This is a genomic window from Falsochrobactrum ovis, assembly GCF_003259955.1.
In the GTDB taxonomy this organism is placed as follows: domain Bacteria; phylum Pseudomonadota; class Alphaproteobacteria; order Rhizobiales; family Rhizobiaceae; genus Brucella; species Brucella ovis_A.
Genome location: NZ_QLMK01000008.1, coordinates 14,717 through 34,671, shown reverse-complemented (window position 1 = coordinate 34,671; position 19,955 = coordinate 14,717). Strand labels below are relative to the sequence as shown.

Sequence of the window (19,955 nt, the reverse complement as noted above, 5' to 3'; positions counted from 1 at the left end):
GCTGGAAAACCGGATCAGACTTTAAACAAATGTCTCGCTACAGCAGATTGTCCTGCCCATAATATGAGATTTATGGGCTCGGTTAGGGTAAACTGGAAGAACGCGAAACCGCATTATGGGCGGCGATCATTTGTGACTTAGTATACATCATTGCGTGCTGGACAAGATCATCACCGTCATCCCACGTCTCGCGCCAAATTCCTAAAATCCCGGATAAAGGCTGACCAACAACGCGAGATGAGAACGATTCATAAGTGATCGGGCCCTTATAATCGATCCGGGCCAATGCCTGAAAGATCGCTTTGAGGTCAATCGAACCCGTGCCCATATAGCCGCGATGGCTTTCGCCAGTGTGGAAATAACCAAGGCGGTCGCCCGTGGCATGTATGGCTGCAACGGCATCAGCTTCTTCAATGTTCATATGATAAACATCAAGATGCACTTTCACATTATCCGCCCCTACCCGGCGGCAATATTCAATGGCCTGCGCCGCTGTATTGAGCACATTTGACTCATAGCGGTTCACAACCTCCATCCCGAGCGTGATATCACTGGCCGCAGCTTTTTCCGCAATGCGGGCCATAACCTCGATTGAAGATGCGACCCCAGCTGCTGTTGCGGGCTCGGTATATTTCTGAAATGCGGAATAGAGAATACCGCAAACATGCGTAGCGCCAAGATCGCGAGCCATTGAAACCACATCCATCAAATGCGCCTCTCCTGCACGCACGCGTTGCGGATCGGTTGAAGAAATATCTTGCTCCGCCGCAAGACCAAGCGACATTGTCACACCGATACCCGCTTGCTCCAGCCGGCGGCGTGTCAGATCAATGTTCATCAGATGGGGCGCCATTGCGGAAATCTCTATGAGATCAAAGCCCTTTTCTGCGGTTTTATCGATCGCACGAATGGCTTCTTCGTCGCTCCACCCTGCCACCCATACATTGGCGTGTAGACCTAAACGGTTTCGCATTCATTCCTCCTCAGCCAAGTTATTCACCCCGCTACACGCCAACGCACCAATAGTTTTTGAGCTTTCCTCCGACGCAGCTTAGCGAATTTCTTTGGCTAGTTTTTGCAATTTTAGAAATGCGCTGTATCGATTGGCATGCAATGCCTGCAGTTCACCATCGCTCGGCAAATAAGTTGCACCAATGCGGCTTGTTTTCGCCATTGCTGTGCGTAAATCAGGAAAAACCTCACCGGCTACCGACCCCAGCAATGCCGCACCCAGTAGCACCGGCTCTTCTGCATCAGAAGCAAGCACCGGCTTTCCGGTTGCATCGGCAAGAAGCTGACGGATCAAAGCCGATTGACCCGCGCCACCGGATATTACAACCTTATCAATCGGCGCGCCTGCTTCCGTTTGTGTGTCGATGATCTGTCGTAATCCGTAGCCAATGCCAAGAACTCCTGCAAGATAGAGCTTGGCGAGACTTTCAATATCACGCTCAATACCCAGTCCGGAAATGATGGCGCGGGCATGAGGATCAGCATTGGGCGCACGATTCCCCAAAAACTCCGGTACCACATGCAGGCCGGAGACCTGATATACAAGGTCGGAGACGGAGGTGACCGTTGCCATCAATATTTCTGTAAGCAGCTCATTGACGGAAATTCCGCGCTCCTGCGCGATTTCTTGCGCTTTTTGACTGGCGGGGTGCCCGTCAACAAGTCGATCTATGGCAGCACCAGCAGCCGATTGCCCGCCTTCATTTAACCACATGCCGGGAATCATCGCTGAGAAATATGGCCCCCACACGCCCGGGATGAAAACCGGATTAGCAGTTGTGGTCATGGTGCAGGAAGAAGTCCCAAAAACATAAGCCATATGCGTTTCCGGGTTGCCTTCAATACCGACTGTGCCGATGCCGCCTGCATGGGCATCAATCATACCAGCGGCAACTGGGGTGCTCTCAAGCAAGCCCAGATCGGATGCTGCAGCAGGCGTCAAACCACTGCCAAGCCGGGTTCCCGGCTCAACAATTTTCGTGCCAATTCTAGCAAAACCTTCATCAGCTAGTTCCCCCAGTCCGATCTGGCGGAAATAGGTTTCATCCCAGCGCCGTTCATGCGCAAGATAGGTCCATTTGCAAGTAACGGTACAGGTCGAACGGGATAGATCGCCAGTCGCTTTCCATGTGAGAAAATCCGCAAGATCAAAAAACTGCCAGGCGCGTTTAAAAATTTCAGGACGCTCCTCTTTCAACCAAAGCAGTTTGGGCGTCTCCATTTCTGGAGATATACGGCCCCCCACATATTTTAGAACATCGTGACCCGCCGCGTTGATACGCTCAGCCTGCCCCACAGCTCTGTGATCCATCCAGACGATTATGTCGCGGTTTGGATCTTCTGATGGCCCCACCGCGAGAGAAGAACCGGCCTCCCCCAAAACAACAAGCGAGCAAGTTGCATCAAAGCCGATCCCTGCAATCCGTGCAGGATCAGCTTCCGCTTCTTTCATCGCAGCGCGAACGGCACCACAAACTGCATTCCAAATATCGGATGAAGATTGCTCAACAATTGAGCCAGGTTCGCGCCAGAGCGAAATATCCTGTTTAGAAGTGGCAACCATTCGACCGGAAAGATCAAACAAGCCGGCGCGCGCGCTGCCCGTGCCAACATCTATTCCGAGGATGAGTGGGTCATTCATATCTGCTTTTTTTACCATTTCAGTCCCGATTAGAGATCCAAGCTTGTCGGCACAATCACCAGATCACGAACGGTCACTGTGCGCTTTCGTGTCAGCATGAATAAAACCGCATCGGCCACTTCCTGTGGCTGCATCAGACTGCCATTTGCCAAGGCTTCTTCCATTTTTGCTTTAGGCCAATCATCAAGCAAAGCTGTGACGACGGGGCCGGGCAAAACCGCACCTACACGAATACCATGAGGAGCGACTTGGCGACGGGTTGAATGCACAAATGCCTGCACGGCAAATTTGGAAGCCGTATAAATAGGTTCCCATACAACCGGGACGACGCCAGCCACCGAGGATGTGAAGACAATGTCACCGCTTTTCTGTGCGATCATATGTGGCAATACGGCATGAACGGAGCGGAAAGCCGCATTGATATTGAGATTGAGCATCTTGTCCCAGGCATCGGGATCGCCTTCGGCAACCGCGCCACCAATATAGGAACCAGCATTAGCGTAAAATACGTCAAGCCTGCCCGCAATTTCCAAGATGCGTGGTAACATTCCAGAAACTTGCGCACCGTCCAACAGGTCCACAACGAGCGGCAATGCGTTGGGTCCGATTTCCTCACAGAGCTGCTTTAGCCTATCTTCGGCTCGGTCAATCAAAACAACCGTTGCGCCTGCCTCTATCAACGTCCGGGCGGTTTGCAGTCCGATCCCCGATGCTGCACCCGTAATAGCAACGACCTTGCCATTCATTTTTTCAGACATATTTCTCTCCAGGAAGATAGATCAGCCGCGACCATGACTTGCTCGTGAGCGCCGGGCCAGCGAGTCAACAATGACTGCGATAGCAAGAACGCCACCGGTAATCATGTAGCGTAGGCTGGATGGTAAATTTAATAGGGTCAGACCGTTGGAAATTGCCTGAATTACTATCACTCCCAACAGGGCCGAATAAGCGCTACCACGTCCACCAAACAGACTTGTGCCCCCAATCACTGCTGCGGCAATTGCATTGAGGTTAACATCTCCGGTGCCCGCTTGTTGACTGGAAGAAGCCAGTCGTGAGGCCGCCATTATTCCGCCAAGGGCCGCTAATGTCGAACACAGCATGAAGGCGGAAAGGTAGATCCGCTTGACATTAATACCAGCACGGCGCGCTGCCTCGCGGTTGCCTCCAACAGCAAATACCGAACGTCCCCATTTGGTGCGTTTTAATGCATAATTCATTATAACAACCAGCAGGACGAACAGGCCAAACATCCACGGAACACCTCGACCAAGGTTGAGATACCACACCGCAAATTCCAGGACGAATGTAAGCGCGATAGCGCGCACAAAAAGCATGCTTAGTGGCTGAGCGGTCAGCCCCACCGCTTTGCGCTCTTTCGAGACACGCAATCCGGTATAAAAAGAAACGGCACCGGGCAATAACGCAATAAGATGCGAGAACCAGGCTGGCATGATGAGCAATTGGCCAAACTTAACGAGCGGAGAAGCATAGGGCAGATTAATCGAACCGCTATTGCCAAGCAAATAGAGCTGGCAACCTAAAAGTGCCAGAAGCCCCGCTAAAGTAGAAATAAAACTTGGCATACCGATCCAGTTAAACAGCGTTGCATAGACCACGCCGACCAGCGCACCCGCAAACAGCGCCGCTAGAATAGCCAGCGGGATCGGTACCCCCATATTGACCCAAAGAACGCCGAGCAATGCAGATGCAAGCCCGCTCATAGAACCTACCGAGAGGTCAATTTCACCCAGCATCAAAACGCAAACAACGCCAAGCGATATAACCCCTACGGTAGCGCAATCGAATAGAAGATTGACCAGATTGTTCGGCGCCAGAAAAAGTGGATTTAAGCTGGTGAAAACAATCGAAATCACCACCAATCCGACAACAACAGGCACCATACCCAAATCGCCCGTCCGCACACGATCAACAAAGCCCGATAGCGAACCCATAAAGCCGTCATTGTGGCTTACGCGTTCATCAGCGCGGTCCAGAGGCTGGTTCTCTATCTTGCTCATGCCCGCGACCCTTCACTCTCACGCATTTTACGCTCACTTCGCCGCGAGACAGAGTTTTCGGTCGCTCCCGTTATGGCCGCGATCAGTTCTTGATTACTTGAATCTGGTTCAAATATGCCGTTATTTCTTCCCAGACGAAGCACCACAATGCGGTCCGCTACCGCGCGCACATCTTCCATATTATGACTGATGATAATCACGCCTAGGCCACGATCACGCACCCGCTCGATGAGGTTGAGCACTTCCGCAGTTTGCGCAACACCGAGCGCTGCCGTCGGCTCATCAAGCATAATAATTTTGGGATTGAGCAAAAGAGATCGGGCAATAGCAACCGTCTGGCGTTGCCCACCTGAAAGAGACGCTATCGGCTCACGAACCGAAGGAATTCGAGCTGCCAGCTCTTGCAACAAAGTCCAAGCACGAACTTCCATCTGCACTTCATCCAGACGCAAAGGATTGAGTTCGTGACCAAGAAACAAATTCGCAACCACATCAAGATTTTCGCATAGCGCAAGATCTTGAAATACCGTTGCTATTCCCAAATTCAATGCAGTGGCCGGATTATCAAGGCTGACGAGCTGATCCATGAATTTGATCGTTCCGGACGTGGGCTGATGAACCCCCGCCAGGATTTTGACCAAAGTCGATTTTCCAGCGCCATTATCCCCCACCAGCGCCACCACTTCGCCAGCATGCACTTCGAGATCAATATCAGTCAAAGCAGAGATCGCACCAAATTTTTTTGATACTCCGCTAAGACTAAGTATCACTTCACCTTTAGCGGGTGATTGACTTGAAAGTGTCATCTTGGCCTCAATAGCTTATTCCAAAAGCACTGATTTTACATCGTGTTAAAACAACCACTAGCGGCTGCTACCTGCCGACAAAATAGCCGGCAGGTAATCTGCTTAATTGGTTATCCCGAGTGCTTTGCATGGTTCAGCATATTCGCCAGTACAAACTTCTTCAGGGGTCTGAATCCCTTTATCAAATATTTCTGCCTTGATGTTTTCAGCCGTAACAACCGCCGGTACGAAAAGCTCTGACGGCGTATTGTAAAGCGTGGTCTTAGCTTCAGGCGTTTCTCCGTTGAGAAATTTGACTGCAACATTGGCAGCCGCCGCCGCAACAATTTCGGAAGGTTTTGAGATCGTATTATATTGATCACCCGAGATGATTAGTTGCAGCGCTGCGATCACCGCATCGTTTCCGGTCACGGGCGGAACCGGATCAACACCCGCAGCCTTGAACGCCGCGATTGCGCCGCCGCCGGTGCCATCATTCGCTGCCGCAACACCTTTGATATCATCACCAAAGCGCGTGATTTGTCCGGCTACCCATTCCTGTGCCTTGCTCGGCATCCAATCTGGCGTATCAAACTCTGCTAAGATTTTATAGCCTGAGCCTTCCAATCCACGGTGAATACCATCACGGATCAGGCCTGCAGCCGCATCGGTGGGCGAGCCATTGACTTGCAGCACGCCCGAACCTTCGGGTATCCCCTCAGCCTTCATATGATCGACCAAAGACTTTGAAAGCGCATAGCCTAAGCCTTCATTGTCAAAGGATACGTAGTAATCGGCTGGGGTATCAGGGATAGGGCGATCATAGGCAATCACCTTCACCCCCTGAGACTGCGCCAATGTCACAAGTGCAGCCGCAGCGGATGAATCTACAGGGTCAAGAACAATGACCTTCGCACCTTGAGTGATTGCGGAATTGAACTGCTGCTGCTGAAGCGATGAGTCTGCATTAGCATTCTGATAGATGACTTTACAATCAGGGCAGAGCTTGGCCATCTCAGCTTTAAAACCGGGATAGTCATGCTCTTCATAACGAGTTGACCCCTGATCCGGCATCAAGAATGCCACTGTTCCACTCGTCTGTGCTGATGCGACACCACAAACCACAAAGGCCGCGACGCCCACAGCGGCGTACAAAGCTTGTTTTTTCATTTTGTTCCTCCTCGGGAGCACGCCTTTTAGCCATCTCCCCGACCCCTAGCGTCCACAATTTTGCGATTACAAACGCCGGTCGAATGCAAAGATAGCCGCCCCTCCTGGCTTAGCGTTATATTTGCACAACCGATAGAGCTGTTTTGCTCAACCGATGTAGCAGACTTGCATAAGCATTTATACCCTGTCAAGTTTGCCATTCAGGCAGGAGATAAAATTGACAAAGCCCCGCAGAAAATTTGGTAAACGGCTAACGATCTATGACTTGGCTAAACTCGCCGGAGTTTCGCCAACTGCCGTAAGCTCAGTTTTAAACGGAACTTGGAAAAAGCGTAGGATCAGCGCAAATTTGGCTGAGCGTATCAAGCATATAGCGGATGAAAACGGCTATGCTTTAAATATGCAAGCGAGCGGGCTTCGTCGCGATAATTCACGCTTAATTGGCATGATCGTACCGAAATATGATAATCGCTATTTCGGTTCGATCGTCGAAAAATTTGAGAGCATGGCCCGTGATCGGGGACTTTTTCCGATTATTACCTGCACTCAGCGAAATCCAGAATTAGAAGTACAGGCGGCACGAGCGATGATATCGCATCAGGTGGATTGTCTTATTGCAACTGGTGCCACGGACCCTGATCGCATAACCAAAATTTGTTCAAAGGCAGGGGTTCGATCGCTTAATCTTGATCTGCCGGGTAAATTAACATCATCGGTTATTTCAGATAATTTTCATGGCGCTTTTGAGCTGACAAAGCGTATTCTTTCCGCTTCCGCAGGAACCCGTCAGCCCGATGAGCCGCTACTCTATATCGGCGGCAGAACGGATCACAACACGCTTGAGCGCATCAAGGGGTTCAGCAAGGCGCATGAAGAAGCGGGAATTCAAGTCGATAATAACTTAATTCTTGCCACCGGATACGCACCAGAAAAAGCACAAATTGCACTCGAGGAACTCGCTGCAACACGCGGAAAGCTTCCATCAGCAATGTTCGTCAATTCCACAATATCACTTGAAGGGGTAATGCGATGGATTAAAACCACCGGTCACTACGGCAAGAACATACCCCACATTGGCTGCTTTGATTGGGATCCATTGGTTTCAGTCTTTAATGAAAATATTTTGATGGTTCGGCAGGACGTTTCGACGATGCTTCAAACATTGTTTCAATTGATCGATAAAGGAACCGAGTCTCCCCAGCTCATCAAAATTCCGACCATTTTTGATTCATCAAAATAAGCCTTACACGAGAGCGTTTGGCCCATACGGACGCACATCCAAGCTTAGCCATCTCGCCTCCTCTCATTGCCATCTCTGGCAGTTTAGATATAATCGTAATGGCCTTGGAAGGAAATTAGGAATGTCCGAACCGCAATTATCTGTACGCAGCAGCAAAGCGCGCGATCTTGCGCATGCATTAGCTAAACGCACGGGTCAGCCGATCAACAGGCTCGTGGAACGAGCGCTTGAGCGCTATGATCAGGAATTGCGCCAGCAACAGGCTTCTACCCCGATGCACGCATTGTTGGAGCTCATGGCTGAAGGTCGGCAATCCGTTCCGGCAGGCACGACTTCTGCCCATGACGATCACTATGATGAGCATGGATTGCCGCGTTGATCGCCATTGATACGTCTGTAATCCTAGCCCTGGCCTTGGGCGAACCAGAAGCGGAACAATTTCAATATCTGCTGCAACGTGAAGCGATCATTATAGGTTGGCCTACCCTTTTGGAGCTGCGAATGGTGCTCACGGGCAAGGGCTTTGCGAACGCCAGCGCAATAGTCGATCAGCTCACCAATTTACCTAATGTCACAGCGGTTGCCTTTGATCAGGCCCATTATCGTGCGGCAGAAAAGGCTTTCGAGAAATTCGGCAAGGGCCGTCATCCTGCAGGGCTGAATATGGGAGACTGTTTTTCCTACGCGGTCGCTGAGGTTGCTAAGGCACCAATCCTGTTTAAAGGACATGATTTTGGCCAAACCGACCTCGAACTCCATCCGGAATCTGCCGTGCAATAACCAAAAGACAGTTGCTGGGACGCTTAAATATGCTCTAGCAGCACTACTGCAATTGGCTGGCCGAAGATCTGTAAAGAGTGGTTGTAATAACGTCTGCCGACACCGAAACCGCGTCTAATTGCGGTGCACGCTGGAAAGTTACGCGCACCTTGAAAGCTTTAATAAGGCGTGGATGTTTCGCTTGAAACCTCAGCAAATCATTACGGCTTACGCTCCACCAAAAGGATATGATCACAGGCCAAAACAACCTCATCGCGCTGGTTTAGCACCTCGCATCGTTCTGTAACCCGACCCATATTTGGCCGTTTTGGATCATCTTCTTTTGCACTGATTGTGACCCGCGTTCTGATTGTATCACCGATATGCACCGGGCGCACAAAGCGAAGGCGATCATAGCCATAAGAAAAAGCCACCGGGTTAATCAGCGTCGCTGTTAATCCGACACCGATAGAAAAGATCATAGTGCCATGCGCGATGCGCTGTCCCCCGGGCAAGGATTTTGCAAATTCGACATCCATATGGTGCGGAAAGAAATCCCCGGTATGGCCGGCGTGAACCACGAAATCCGTTTCCGTGATAGTCCGACCATAGGTCACCCGCTCGTGCCCGAGCTCATAATCTTCATAGTAAATTACCCGTTCGGTCATTTTAAAACTCCGGTTTTGCAGGAAGCGGGGTCGCGGGCGCCGCACTTGATTGATAGCCAGCTTCAACTAGGGCCATTGTATGCCAAGCATCTTCGACCGAACCGATTAGCTCGGAGTCTTCGCCGCTTGCAAAACGCTGCAACTGTGCCATGCGGTTAAGAAAAGCGTCTGGAAACCACGCACCTTCAAGCGGAACCGATACCCAGTCTTCATCAGTTTTTGTTTTGATCCACAACTCGTCGGGTTCGCCGTGCGGATAGTCGAGATTGACACCCAACTTAACATAGGCCGCACCTTCAGTCCCGCAGATGCGGAATTCGCAGGCCTGGAATTTCCGGCCAAAATCATGATCATGGTTGATCGACAATGCACAGCGTATGCGATCGCCATAATCAAGAATGGCCGCGGTGCGTGTTTGAGCCACTTCGTGGTTCGGATGACCAATTGTCTTGGCATGAACGCCTTGCGGATTACCAAGCAGACCACGCACGAAATCCAGATAATGGATCGAATGCATTGCAATCTCGATGCGCGGCAGACCTTTTAAGAAAGGCCATAGCCCCCATGGCGTAGCAAGTGCCAACCATGCATCAAAATCGACCACATCACCTAATAATCCCTTATCAACGGCATCATAGAGCGCAAGCATCATCGGTGCGAAACGCAGCTGGAAATTAACCGCCGCTTGCAAATTGCGCGCACGGCAAAGTTTTAGAATTTCCGTCGCAGCATTGAGATCGCTACCCATCGGCTTTTGGATAAGAGCGGCAGCACCATGAGGCAATTGTTCAAGAATTGAAATATGGACCGAAGGTGGCGTCGCAAGATCAAAGATTGCATTTTCGACAGCGAGGGCTTCTTCAATGCTGGCAAAAGCTTTCACATCCCATTTTTGGGCAAGCCTGCTTGCCTTGTCAAAATTAGGATCGAAAATGCCCGCAACCGGGAAACCACCTTTCTGATAAGCAGGCAGATGCGCATCGCCAACAATACTGCCCGCGCCAAAAATAACGATAGGTTTTGGTTGAGACGGCTTCGCCCACCATTGGCGCAGAGTTTTGGGATCAAAAACATCAGTCATAATGGAAAACCTCCTCCATCATTGCCCACCACTCGCCCTCTTTACGAGTTTCTAACGGTATCTGGCATGGCATACAGACCGACCACCATTCTTGGTTTTTGGGATTATTAGCCATTTTTTTCATGTCGGCTTCAAAATCTGTGCCCACATATTCCCACGTACCGAATAAAAGATTCTCAGGCTCTTTAAGAAAGATGGTGTAATTTGTGATGTTACATTCGGAAATAAGCGCCAGAATTTCCGGCCACACCTTTGCGTGCAACTCTTTGTATTCGGCGACTTTTTCAGCTTTCAGCCCAATCACCATACCCATTCGCTGTGTCATGAGCACCTCACAATCTCGCGGGTGAATTCGGGTATGGAGCGCGCAGCGATAGCATCCCAATCCCACGCAATACCAATACCCGGCTCGGATGGCGCAATCGCATGACCGTCACGGATTTCCATGCCTTTGGTGGTCAATTCATCAAGCTGTGGAATATATTCGACATAGCGGCCGTTCGGAACCGCGCAGGTAAGGCTAACATGAAGCTCCATCAGGAAATGCGGACAGACCGGAATATCAAAAGCTTCTGCGGCATGGGCCACTTTCAGCCAAGGCGTGATCCCTCCAATGCGGGCCACATCAACCTGAACGATGGAGCAAGCACCCTTTTGCATATATTCTCGGAAATGGCGGATTGAATAGATCGATTCACCAATTGCAATCGGTGTTGCCGCCGAACGCGAAAGACGGATATGGCCATCAATATCATCGGCGGGAAGCGGTTCTTCAATCCATGCAAGATCAAGTTCCTTCAGCCGTTCCGCACGTCGGATTGCTTCATCGACCGTAAAGCCCTGATTGCAGTCAGTCATGATTTCAAAGCCATCTCCGACGGCTGCACGCACCGCCGCAAGACGCGCATAATCTTCAGAACCGTGCGGTTTGCCAATTTTCACCTTGGAGCCGGAAAAACCCATGGACTTCGCCAGTAAAGCGTCTTCAACCAGCGCTTCTTGCTCAATATGTAGCCACCCACCTTCTGTGGTGTAGAGCGGGCACCGATCCTTAGCGCCACCCGCGAGCTTCCACAAAGGCAGGTTTTGCTTCTTGGCACGCAGATCCCAAAGCGCGGTATCAATAGCCGCAAGCGCCAAAGCGGTTATCGCACCAATCGTTGTGGCATGGGTTGCAAATTCAAGCTTGCGCCAAATCGCCTCGATACAATCCGCATCCTCACCAATAATCAACGGCACCAGATGGTCGTTCAGCAAACGCATGACCGATGAGCCGCCTGTACCGATAGTATAGCTGTAACCGGTGCCGACCGCGCCATCACTGTCAGTGATGGTAACGATTGGTGTCTCCTGGCTAACAAAGCTTTGGATTGCATCCGTGCGCTTGACCTTTGGCGGGAGGTCCACCATGCGCAGTTCGACTTTCTCAATACGTGCCATGATTACGTTCCCACGTTCTGAGCCAAACTCTTGCCGCTGGTTGCATCAAACAGATGCGCCTGTGACAGATCAAAATGCATAGGGATTTTTTCACCGGCATTAAGATGACGTGGGTTTAGCATACGAGCCACCCATTCTTTGCCGCCAAATTCGGTAAAGACCAATGTCTCATTGCCAAGAGGCTCGGTGATCGAGACACGCATCTCTACCTCATAAATGGTATCACCCGAGGAAAGCCCATGTCCTTTTGGAAAAAGATCGTCCGGACGCAGGCCGAAAATAACCTTTGCGCCCTCTTTAACCTGCGCCTTGAACTGTTGCGGTAATGGAAGACGTTCACCACTGATGAAAACCAACTCCGATCCCTGCACGGTAGCTTCTGCCATATTCATCGGTGGCGAACCGATAAATCCGGCAACAAACTGCGTTGCAGGGCGCTTGAACACTTCATCAGGTGTTCCGACCTGCTCAATATGGCCGTCACGCATGATAACGATACGGTCGGCTAAGGTCATTGCCTCAACCTGATCATGCGTCACATAAACAACGGTGGACTGTACTTTCGCATGGAGTTTTTTGATCTCCGTGCGCATCTGTGTGCGCAGCTTCGCATCCAAGTTCGATAATGGTTCGTCGAACAAAAATACTTCCGGATTGCGAACGATTGCGCGACCCATTGCCACTCGCTGACGCTGTCCGCCGGAAAGCTGTGCCGGGCGGCGTTCCATCAACGTTTCCAGACCAAGAATAGCGGAGGCTTCGTTGACGCGGCGGTCGATTTCTGCCTGGGGCTGTTTCGCAATTTTCAGCGAGAACCCCATATTCTCGCGCACCGACATATGCGGATAAAGAGCATAGGACTGGAAAACCATTGAGATATTACGATCACGCGGCGGTAGATCATTAACAACCTTGCCGCCGATCTCAAGCGTGCCATCGGATATGGTTTCAAGACCCGCAATCATGCGCAGCGTGGTCGATTTCCCACAGCCTGAAGGGCCAACAAGTGCAACAAATTCCTTATCAGCAATTTCGAGATTAATGCCATGAACGACTTCGACACTGCCGTAGCGTTTGACGAGATTTTTAATGGAAAGCTGGGCCATTGTACTATCAACCTTTAACCGCGCCGAACGTCAGACCAGCAACAAGATGCTTCTGAACGATGAATGTGAGGGTCAACGCCGGAATAATCATCACAACCGCCAACGCGCACATGCCGCGCCAATCAATAGTGAATTCAGCGGTGTAATCTAAAAGACCAACAGGAAGGGTCTTGGAATTAACGGAACGGGTCAGCTGGGAAGCCAGCGCATATTCGTTCCATGATGTGAGAAAAGCAAAGATGCCCGCCGTCGCAATGCCGGGACCTGCCAGCGGAAATTCTACCTGCCAGAAAGCCTGCCAGCGAGTGCAGCCGTCAATCTGTGCTGCCTCAGCGAGATCTTTTGGAACTTGACGGAAAAATCCGTCAATCAACCAGATCGTGAAAGGCACATTCAGCGCTACATAGGTGATAATCAGCCCAAAATGCGTGTCGATGATGCCAATGCGCGAATAGAGCATGAACAATGGCAACGACAAAGCAATGCCGGGAACCGAACGGGTCAGCATCAGGCCAAGAAAGGTGGTCGACTTGCCCCAGAACCGAAAACGCGCAAAAGCATAGCCACCAGATACGCCAACGATCAGCGCAATGATTGTTGATGTGATTGAGATAATCAGCGAGTTGCGGAAATAATCCCAGACTGGAATACCGCCGCCGCCCGCGCCAGAAAACATCGCATAATAAGCGTCGAGCGTAATGGTTTCCGGTATCCAAACGGGCGGTTTTGCCATGATTTCCACCGGCGAACGCAGCGACGACAGCACGATCCACAAACCCGGTAGACAAATGATTGACATCGCAATGAACAAGCCGACCAGATAGGCGAATTTTTTAACCCGGCGCAGCAGGCGATGCTGATTATTGGAAAGTGTATTTGTAGCCATGATTACCACTCCGCTCCGATTTGCGCACGTGCGGAAGCAAGCTTGCGGAAGAACATTACGGTGAAGATGATAGAAAGCAGGATCGCGATATATGCCATGGCGTTTGCCATGCCCATTTGCGCATCGGAATAGGCGGTTCGTCCCACCAGCGTCCAGATAAGCTCGGTACGACGTGCCGGGCCCCCGTCCGTCATGATCTTCACAATGTCGTAGGCCCGCGCCACATCAAGCGAACGTATGGTCATCGCGATAAAGGCAAAGGGCATCAAATATGGCCAGACCACATAACGGAAAGTTTGCCACGGCGTGCAGCCATCCACCCGAGCCGCCTCTACCGGATCTTGCGGCATGGACAACAGGCCCCCAAGGATCAGGATCGCAAAGACCGAAGTAGACATCCAGACTTCCGCCGTCAAAATAGCAAAGAGCGCCAGATTGCCATCAATCAACCAAGGAATAGCCGTATCGGTGAGCCCCAAGGATTGCAGGGCATTATTCACCAAACCGATATTATCGTTGAACATGAATTTGAACTGAAAGCCGACCAATACAGGCGAAAACATCATTGGGAACATCATCAACGTGCGCAATACACGTTGCCCATGGGTCGCCTTATTGACCAGCAGAGCCAGGCCGAGGCCCAATAGCATTTCCAGATTGAGGGCGATGGTGAGAAAAATCACCGTGCGGATGAATGCTGCCCAAAACACCCAATCACTCATGATACGCTGATAATTGCGCAAGCCGATGAAATTAAAAAGGCTATCGGGACGCGTCAGCCGAAAGGGGGTGAAGCTTGAATAAAGCGACAGCGCGAGGGGAAACAACACGACCGCCGCGAGAATGATGAAGGCCGGAAGCAAAAGCAAAGCCGGCGGAGAAATTCGTTTAAACATTGTTCTTCCGAAGCGGTGAAACCAGCCAGAAACCTATCAAAAAGGCCCGCCAATCGGTTCCCCAAAAGGCGAGCCATAGGTTCACGAAGCGAAATCAGAGTTCGCCAGCATCCTCAAGGATCTGCGTTGCCGTCTTGGCGGCATCGTTAAGCGCCTGCTGCGAGGTCTTATCGCCGAGGATCGCCGCCTGAAGCTCAGGATAGACGGCATTAGAAATTTCAATCCAGGATGGGGTCTGCGGAACTGGAAAAGCGGTCTTTGCCGTTTCCTGGAATACCGAGAGCACTTCCTTCTTATACGGATCGGAAGCAGCCTGTTCGATGACATAATCCCAAACAGCGTTACGTGTTGGCAGCGTGCCCGCAGCCGATTCCTGCTTCTGGGACTCCTCATTGGTCAGAAACCAGACCAAGGATGCGGCGGCTTCTTTATTATCGCAAGTTTCAGTAACAGAGAAACCGTGATGGCCAGACCAACCCGTGCGTTTGCCTGCTGAGCCTTCCGGTGCCACTACAACGCCGACATTGCCTGCAATTTTTGAGGATTCCGGATCGTTGAAATAGGCCGCCCAGCCTGGCCAATCGAGATTAAGCGCAATAGTGCCTGAAGCAAATCCGGCACCCAGTTCATCCCAAAGATAATTGGTCGTGCCAGCAGGAACTGCCTTATCCTTATAAAGATTAACGAACCAATCAAGCGCACGCACCCCGGCTTCAGAATTGAAAGCGGGCTTACCTTCGGCGTCGAGATATTCCCCGCCTTCGGCAACTAACAATTCATAGAACCGACCGTTGATCGCCTCTTCTTTTCCGGCAAATTGCGTGCCATAGAAATTAGGCGGATCGGCAAAGAAAACAGCCTGATCAGAAACTTCTTTCCAAGTTTTGGGTGGAGTTAGATCGTAACCGTATTTGTCTTTGAAAGCGACCTTCTTTGCTTCGTCTTCGTAGAGGCTTTTCTGATAATAAAGCGCCGATACGTCGAATTGTGCGCGCGGCAGCATCACCAGCTTGTCGTTAAGCGTGGAAGCCTGGATAACGGAAGGCACGAAACCTTCGATTTCTTCTTTGGGAAGCAATCCGTTCAGATCGACAAAAAGATCGGGATATTGGGGGGCAAAAGACGAGTGATTGGAGCCTACGCACCAATTGATCGAACGCGAAGCAATGTCCGATTTGATTTCTTTATCAAGCTCAAAATGGTTTTTCTTAGATAGAATACTTACTTTGGCGCCTGTTGCCTGTTCCCAATCAGCGATTCGCGAATAAAGCGCTTCATATTGCTGCCCGCCGATAAGCTTAGCATTGATGGTGACGCCTTCGAATTTGCCGGGAAGATCTGCTGCTCCGGCAGAAACTATACCTGTCGCCAGCAGAACCGATCCTGCCAGCATAAATGTCGTAAAATTTCTCATTCTTGCCCTCCTACGAGAACACCGCGCATCTTAGTAGACGCATCCTACGGCGCTCTAACCTCCTTCACCCCGAGGAACATAAAGGTCCGAAACCTACTTTGATTTCAGACCGGTGGCTGCGGACGGCTCCTCTGTCCTACAGCATGTCTCGGCTCTAATATTTATATGCAAACATACTATTTATAATTGGTCAAGATATTTTCGGTAGAAACGTTTCACAGAACGCCGAGCTAAAAACATCCGGCCCGACCAATAATTAAAACTGTACGGCATGAACTCCCAGTATGCGGCGCGGTGTCCGGCGATATATCCGACGGTGAATTGTCATTTGAAAATACGACACTTTTTTGGAACGATGAGCTTTGAGGAGAGCTAGATGATTATTGATACCCATTTACACCTGATCGACAGAACCGCGCTGGATTATCCATGGCTGAGCGATGTTCCTGCGCTAAACCGTGACTTCTTGTTTGAAACCTATCGCAAGCAAGCGGAGCGGTGCGGAATTACAGCCGCACTTCATATGGAGGTCGATGTTGACCCCGCCCAAATGGCCGCTGAAACGGCCCATATCGAAGCCTTGGCCAAAGAATCGAAAGGCTTTCTCAAAGGCGCCATCGCCGCTTGTCGGCCAGAAGAGCAAGGCTTTGCCGATTATCTGGAACAACAATGCAGCAATCCTTTTGTAAAAGGTTTTCGTCGCGTGCTGCATGTCGTGCCAGATGATGTTTCCGAAAGAGCCCTTTTTCGTGAGAATATCCGCCGGTTAGAGGGTACCAATCTCACCTTTGATCTTTGTACCCTGCCCCACCAGATAGACAAAGTACTTGCTTTGGCCGACCTCGCCCCCGCAGTTCAATTTGTGCTGGATCATTGTGGTGTACCAGATATTAAATCTGGCGCTTTGGAAAGCTGGCAAAAGGGTATCAGTGAGGCGGCAAATCGTGAAAATATAGTGGTGAAAATTTCCGGTGTTGTCGCCTATGCGGATGCGGATAATTGGACCGTCGAAACGCTGCGGCCCTATATCGAACATGTCATCCAATCATTCGGCTGGGAGCGTGTGATCTGGGGAAGTGACTGGCCCGTCTGCACCTTAGCAAGCTCCGTGGATGCAGGGCTCTCAACATGGGTTGCGGCAACCCATGCATTGCTTGAGGGATGTAGTGCGGAGGAAAAAGCGCGCTTATTTTCAGAGAATGCAAAGCGCCTTTGGCAATTGTGATACTAGCAGGTGATACTAGCCGGGCTGTCGCTGAAACGACAGCCCGATTTGATCAAAAGCTTTCGCTAAAAAGCCGGTTAAGATCGGCAATGACCGTTTCGGCTTTTTCATTATTTTGCAGACCTTTATTGATGCGTTCAGAAGCGCTTTCTTGGAACTGCATATAGCCATCGTGGCGCGGCCGCACCCATGCACCTTCCAATGTCGCCCGCGTATCGCGGTAGAAATTAGAAGTTGCTTCATTCACACTATCGTCTTCCCAAGCCGCCGCATGGCCCGGCTGACCGTTTGAACCCGCATATAGCGCTTTTTGCACATCACCGCTTGCGACCCAATAAGCAAAATCAAGGCATGCTTGGCTGTGCTTACTAAAGGCAGATATTGCGATACCTGTCCCTCCCAAAGCGGAGCCTGCAACGCCGGTCGCTCCCGATGGGATATCAGCAAAGCGGATTAGATTGTCTCGGAAGCCCGGCATTGCATAATTCACATAGCCGTAAATTAACGGTGAGCAGGCAATCTCTGATTGAGGTTTTGCCATTTCTTCCAGCACTGCTATCGGATCCATGCTGAAACATTCAGGCTTCACCAATGATGCGATTTCGCGCAATTTCTCATATGCTTTTATGCCATCGGATGCAGCGATAAGAGAGCCTTCAGTGGAACAAGGCGTCCCCGCATTCGCGGCAAGCGTGTAAAAACTCATCAATGAATGCGGCGAACGCAGCGGCAATAACACTTTTCCCGCGTGTGCGAGCTCAAGTACCTCATCCCAGGAGTTTGCAGGCCTGTCGATCAAATCCGGTCGCCATGCTTGAACCTGAGTTGCGGCATCCAACGGAAAAGCCCATTGTCTACCTTGCCAATTATAGCTCGGAAAAGACTGGCCGACTGAACCAGCCGCAAGGGCTTTAAACTCGGCGTCCCTTTCCGGAACATCGAGCGGCATCAAGCAATTTTCCTTGGTGATCTGTCCGACATGGGGATGATCAATCACAATCAGATCAAAATTACGCGCCAGTTCCTCGACCGGATAGGTCTCAAAATCCTGAAGCGAGCGCTTTTCCCATTCGATCTCAATGCCCTTATCCACGTGCCACTGTTTTGCGGCCGCGACCATTGGATCAAAGCCACGGGGATGGCTCCAGGTCATGCCTTTCAATTTGGTTCCACTCATAGGCCAAACTCCTCACGGATTTGGTTGCTGTTTTCCCCTATGCGCGGGGCTGCCCGCGACACCTTTGGTCGCTGCCCATTGATGCGCAGTGGCGAGCATGTGGTAACAATGGAAATATCATCTTCGCGCGTTACGGTCTGAAGCATATCAAGAACCGAAAATCCTTCGCTTGAAAGTAGCTCTTCCCAATTGAGAACGCGGGCACACCAAATATCGGCTGGCTCCAGAATCGAAAGCCATTCGTCTACAGTCTTTTCCGCAACACGATTTGCGATAATTCGTTTAATTTCATCACGTTTGCTAAATGCGACTTGCGGATCATCCGCGTAGGGAGCCAACGCTTCTGCTTCAAGCAAATCGACAAGTTTCGAAATCGGCATCATCGCAATCGCAAGATAACCATCTGCAGCAGGATAGACCCCATAAGGTGCAGCCAAATAGGCGTGAGCACTGCGAAACTCGGACCGCTTCGGCAAACGACGTCCGTCATTGAGATGCGTCGTCAAAACTTCGAACTGAAAATCAACCAATGCCTCAAGAAGACTGGTTTCCACGTGAGACCCCTTGCCCGAGATACCACGTTTTACCAGTGCTGCCAGAATGCCTTGCGCAATTGCGGCCCCTGCAAGCATATCAGCAACTGCCAGTCCGAACGGCACCGGGCCCTGGCCCTCGTCACCGTTGAGCCACATCAAGCCGGAGCGCGCCTGAGCCAGAAGATCCTGCCCCGGCCGTCCAACCCACGGTCCTTCTTCCCCATATCCACTAATCGATGCATAAACGAGGCGAGGATTGATTTGCTTTACGTCTTCATAGCTCAAACCAAGACGCTGAATGACGCCTGGTCGGAAATTCTGAACCATCACGTCAGCTTGCGTCAGAAGTTTCTTCAGGGCAGCAAGATCATCCGGATTTTTCAAATCAATGGTCAGACTATCCTTGCCACGATTTATGGCGTGAAAAATCGTGGAATCGCCACCAATCTCTGTGTCGCTAAGATAAAGTCTGCGTGAGAGATCACCGGTATCGGGCCGTTCGATCTTTATGACCCGCGCTCCTAAATCCATCAGCCGCAAGGTGCAATAAGGCCCGGATAAAAACTGACTCATATCGACAACGACAAGTCCGCTCAGCGGCAGATCGCTTTCCGACATTCTGAAATTCCCTCCTAATGAATTTCTTATGTGAATATAGTCTTCACATATGGATTACCAGAGTGCAAGTTGAATTGCCGTGTCGATGGCGCGGTTTTGCCAATAACCACCAAATATGTTGGCTGGAATTAAACAGGATCAGACCTGTTGGAGCAGAAAGCGGTTGAAAACAAAATCTCGCCGTCCGACTTTCGATGCCGCGCGAGCGCGGCTCGGCAAACCAAAACATGGATGAAGCACGTCCCTCCACTCATGCTTTATTTGGTGGAGTGAACTTTCA

20 protein-coding genes are annotated in these 19,955 nt (G+C 50.8%); 4 read left to right on the top strand and 16 right to left on the bottom strand.

Features of this window, described 5'->3' with window-relative positions:
• Nucleotides 1-82: 82 nt before the first annotated feature.
• The 6 genes from C7374_RS10500 to C7374_RS10475 form a co-directional block, all read right to left on the bottom strand.
• A complete protein-coding gene (locus C7374_RS10500; RefSeq protein WP_111575583.1) occupies nt 83-973 on the bottom strand; it encodes a sugar phosphate isomerase/epimerase family protein in 891 nt (296 codons plus the stop codon).
• Nucleotides 974-1,051: 78 nt separating this feature from the next.
• The gene (locus tag C7374_RS10495) at nt 1,052-2,671 is read right to left on the bottom strand and encodes an FGGY-family carbohydrate kinase (RefSeq protein WP_111575582.1); all 1,620 of its coding nucleotides are present in this window, start codon (nt 2,669-2,671) and stop codon (nt 1,052-1,054) included.
• An 11-nt stretch (nt 2,672-2,682) separates the two neighbouring features.
• The gene (locus C7374_RS10490; RefSeq protein WP_111575581.1) at nt 2,683-3,411 is read right to left on the bottom strand and encodes an SDR family oxidoreductase; all 729 of its coding nucleotides are present in this window, start codon (nt 3,409-3,411) and stop codon (nt 2,683-2,685) included.
• A gap of 21 nt (nt 3,412-3,432) precedes the next feature.
• Nucleotides 3,433-4,674 carry a sugar ABC transporter permease gene (locus C7374_RS10485; protein WP_111575580.1) on the bottom strand — a complete coding sequence of 414 codons (1,242 nt, stop codon included), beginning with the start codon at nt 4,672-4,674 and terminating at the stop codon, nt 3,433-3,435.
• Nucleotides 4,671-5,480, bottom strand: a complete 810-nt coding sequence (locus C7374_RS10480) for an ATP-binding cassette domain-containing protein (protein ID WP_111575579.1) — start codon at nt 5,478-5,480, stop codon at nt 4,671-4,673. The genes C7374_RS10485 and C7374_RS10480 overlap by 4 nt, the downstream gene beginning before the upstream one ends.
• A gap of 102 nt (nt 5,481-5,582) precedes the next feature.
• Nucleotides 5,583-6,629: an ABC transporter substrate-binding protein gene (locus tag C7374_RS10475; RefSeq protein ID WP_111575578.1), complete on the bottom strand. Its 1,047-nt coding sequence runs from the start codon at nt 6,627-6,629 to the stop codon at nt 5,583-5,585.
• Nucleotides 6,630-6,846: 217 nt separating this feature from the next.
• Here C7374_RS10475 and C7374_RS10470 point away from each other — a divergent pair, with 217 nt between their 5' ends.
• The 3 genes from C7374_RS10470 to C7374_RS10460 all read left to right on the top strand — a co-directional run bounded on the left by C7374_RS10470 (nt 6,847) and on the right by C7374_RS10460 (nt 8,649).
• The gene (locus C7374_RS10470; protein WP_111575577.1) at nt 6,847-7,869 is read left to right on the top strand and encodes a LacI family DNA-binding transcriptional regulator; all 1,023 of its coding nucleotides are present in this window, start codon (nt 6,847-6,849) and stop codon (nt 7,867-7,869) included.
• Nucleotides 7,870-7,990: 121 nt separating this feature from the next.
• Nucleotides 7,991-8,248 (top strand): type II toxin-antitoxin system VapB family antitoxin, encoded by a 258-nt coding sequence (locus C7374_RS10465; protein WP_111575576.1) that lies wholly within the window; start codon nt 7,991-7,993, stop codon nt 8,246-8,248.
• On the top strand, nt 8,245-8,649 hold the full coding sequence (locus C7374_RS10460; RefSeq protein WP_111575575.1) for a type II toxin-antitoxin system VapC family toxin: 405 nt from the start codon (nt 8,245-8,247) through the stop codon (nt 8,647-8,649). The genes C7374_RS10465 and C7374_RS10460 overlap by 4 nt, the downstream gene beginning before the upstream one ends.
• Nucleotides 8,650-8,849: 200 nt before the next feature.
• Here the strand turns inward: C7374_RS10460 and C7374_RS10455 are convergent, their stop codons facing one another.
• The 8 genes from C7374_RS10455 to C7374_RS10420 form a co-directional block, all read right to left on the bottom strand.
• Nucleotides 8,850-9,296: a MaoC/PaaZ C-terminal domain-containing protein gene (locus C7374_RS10455; RefSeq protein ID WP_111575574.1), complete on the bottom strand. Its 447-nt coding sequence runs from the start codon at nt 9,294-9,296 to the stop codon at nt 8,850-8,852.
• A 1-nt stretch (nt 9,297) separates the two neighbouring features.
• On the bottom strand, nt 9,298-10,377 hold the full coding sequence (locus tag C7374_RS10450; protein ID WP_111575573.1) for a Gfo/Idh/MocA family protein: 1,080 nt from the start codon (nt 10,375-10,377) through the stop codon (nt 9,298-9,300).
• Nucleotides 10,370-10,702: an L-rhamnose mutarotase gene (locus C7374_RS10445; protein ID WP_111575572.1), complete on the bottom strand. Its 333-nt coding sequence runs from the start codon at nt 10,700-10,702 to the stop codon at nt 10,370-10,372. Before C7374_RS10445 ends, C7374_RS10450 begins: the two co-directional genes overlap by 8 nt.
• A complete protein-coding gene (locus C7374_RS10440) occupies nt 10,699-11,817 on the bottom strand; it encodes a mandelate racemase/muconate lactonizing enzyme family protein (RefSeq protein WP_111575571.1) in 1,119 nt (372 codons plus the stop codon). Before C7374_RS10440 ends, C7374_RS10445 begins: the two co-directional genes overlap by 4 nt.
• 2 nt (nt 11,818-11,819) lie before the next feature.
• The gene (locus C7374_RS10435; RefSeq protein WP_111575570.1) at nt 11,820-12,923 is read right to left on the bottom strand and encodes an ABC transporter ATP-binding protein; all 1,104 of its coding nucleotides are present in this window, start codon (nt 12,921-12,923) and stop codon (nt 11,820-11,822) included.
• Nucleotides 12,924-12,930: 7 nt separating this feature from the next.
• On the bottom strand, nt 12,931-13,809 hold the full coding sequence (locus tag C7374_RS10430; protein ID WP_111575569.1) for a carbohydrate ABC transporter permease: 879 nt from the start codon (nt 13,807-13,809) through the stop codon (nt 12,931-12,933).
• 2 nt (nt 13,810-13,811) lie between these two features.
• Nucleotides 13,812-14,705, bottom strand: a complete 894-nt coding sequence (locus tag C7374_RS10425; RefSeq protein ID WP_111575568.1) for a carbohydrate ABC transporter permease — start codon at nt 14,703-14,705, stop codon at nt 13,812-13,814.
• A 94-nt stretch (nt 14,706-14,799) separates the two neighbouring features.
• Nucleotides 14,800-16,098 (bottom strand): extracellular solute-binding protein, encoded by a 1,299-nt coding sequence (locus C7374_RS10420; RefSeq protein ID WP_374850460.1) that lies wholly within the window; start codon nt 16,096-16,098, stop codon nt 14,800-14,802.
• Between the two features lie 397 nt (nt 16,099-16,495).
• Between C7374_RS10420 and C7374_RS10415 the strand changes: the two genes are divergently transcribed.
• On the top strand, nt 16,496-17,344 hold the full coding sequence (locus C7374_RS10415) for an amidohydrolase family protein (protein WP_111575566.1): 849 nt from the start codon (nt 16,496-16,498) through the stop codon (nt 17,342-17,344).
• A gap of 52 nt (nt 17,345-17,396) precedes the next feature.
• Here C7374_RS10415 and C7374_RS10410 read toward each other — a convergent pair whose 3' ends face one another.
• Nucleotides 17,397-18,521, bottom strand: a complete 1,125-nt coding sequence (locus C7374_RS10410) for an ABC transporter substrate-binding protein (protein ID WP_111575565.1) — start codon at nt 18,519-18,521, stop codon at nt 17,397-17,399.
• Nucleotides 18,518-19,675, bottom strand: a complete 1,158-nt coding sequence (locus C7374_RS10405; protein WP_111575564.1) for a CaiB/BaiF CoA transferase family protein — start codon at nt 19,673-19,675, stop codon at nt 18,518-18,520. Before C7374_RS10405 ends, C7374_RS10410 begins: the two co-directional genes overlap by 4 nt.
• Nucleotides 19,676-19,955 lie beyond the last annotated feature (280 nt).

What these genes read in the sequence shown, in the direction of transcription:
- C7374_RS10500 (WP_111575583.1), bottom strand. Translation starts at nt 973, where the DNA reads ATGCGAAACCGTTTAGGTCTACACGCCAATGTATGGGTGGCAGGGTGG.
- C7374_RS10495 (WP_111575582.1), bottom strand. Translation starts at nt 2,671, where the DNA reads ATGGTAAAAAAAGCAGATATGAATGACCCACTCATCCTCGGAATAGAT.
- C7374_RS10490 (WP_111575581.1), bottom strand. Translation starts at nt 3,411, where the DNA reads ATGTCTGAAAAAATGAATGGCAAGGTCGTTGCTATTACGGGTGCAGCA.
- C7374_RS10485 (WP_111575580.1), bottom strand. Translation starts at nt 4,674, where the DNA reads ATGAGCAAGATAGAGAACCAGCCTCTGGACCGCGCTGATGAACGCGTA.
- C7374_RS10480 (WP_111575579.1), bottom strand. Translation starts at nt 5,480, where the DNA reads ATGACACTTTCAAGTCAATCACCCGCTAAAGGTGAAGTGATACTTAGT.
- C7374_RS10475 (WP_111575578.1), bottom strand. Translation starts at nt 6,629, where the DNA reads ATGAAAAAACAAGCTTTGTACGCCGCTGTGGGCGTCGCGGCCTTTGTG.
- C7374_RS10465 (WP_111575576.1), top strand. Translation starts at nt 7,991, where the DNA reads ATGTCCGAACCGCAATTATCTGTACGCAGCAGCAAAGCGCGCGATCTT.
- C7374_RS10455 (WP_111575574.1), bottom strand. Translation starts at nt 9,296, where the DNA reads ATGACCGAACGGGTAATTTACTATGAAGATTATGAGCTCGGGCACGAG.
- C7374_RS10450 (WP_111575573.1), bottom strand. Translation starts at nt 10,377, where the DNA reads ATGACTGATGTTTTTGATCCCAAAACTCTGCGCCAATGGTGGGCGAAG.
- C7374_RS10445 (WP_111575572.1), bottom strand. Translation starts at nt 10,702, where the DNA reads ATGACACAGCGAATGGGTATGGTGATTGGGCTGAAAGCTGAAAAAGTC.
- C7374_RS10440 (WP_111575571.1), bottom strand. Translation starts at nt 11,817, where the DNA reads ATGGCACGTATTGAGAAAGTCGAACTGCGCATGGTGGACCTCCCGCCA.
- C7374_RS10435 (WP_111575570.1), bottom strand. Translation starts at nt 12,923, where the DNA reads ATGGCCCAGCTTTCCATTAAAAATCTCGTCAAACGCTACGGCAGTGTC.
- C7374_RS10430 (WP_111575569.1), bottom strand. Translation starts at nt 13,809, where the DNA reads ATGGCTACAAATACACTTTCCAATAATCAGCATCGCCTGCTGCGCCGG.
- C7374_RS10425 (WP_111575568.1), bottom strand. Translation starts at nt 14,705, where the DNA reads ATGTTTAAACGAATTTCTCCGCCGGCTTTGCTTTTGCTTCCGGCCTTC.
- C7374_RS10420 (WP_374850460.1), bottom strand. Translation starts at nt 16,098, where the DNA reads ATGCTGGCAGGATCGGTTCTGCTGGCGACAGGTATAGTTTCTGCCGGA.
- C7374_RS10415 (WP_111575566.1), top strand. Translation starts at nt 16,496, where the DNA reads ATGATTATTGATACCCATTTACACCTGATCGACAGAACCGCGCTGGAT.
- C7374_RS10410 (WP_111575565.1), bottom strand. Translation starts at nt 18,521, where the DNA reads ATGAGTGGAACCAAATTGAAAGGCATGACCTGGAGCCATCCCCGTGGC.
- C7374_RS10405 (WP_111575564.1), bottom strand. Translation starts at nt 19,675, where the DNA reads ATGTCGGAAAGCGATCTGCCGCTGAGCGGACTTGTCGTTGTCGATATG.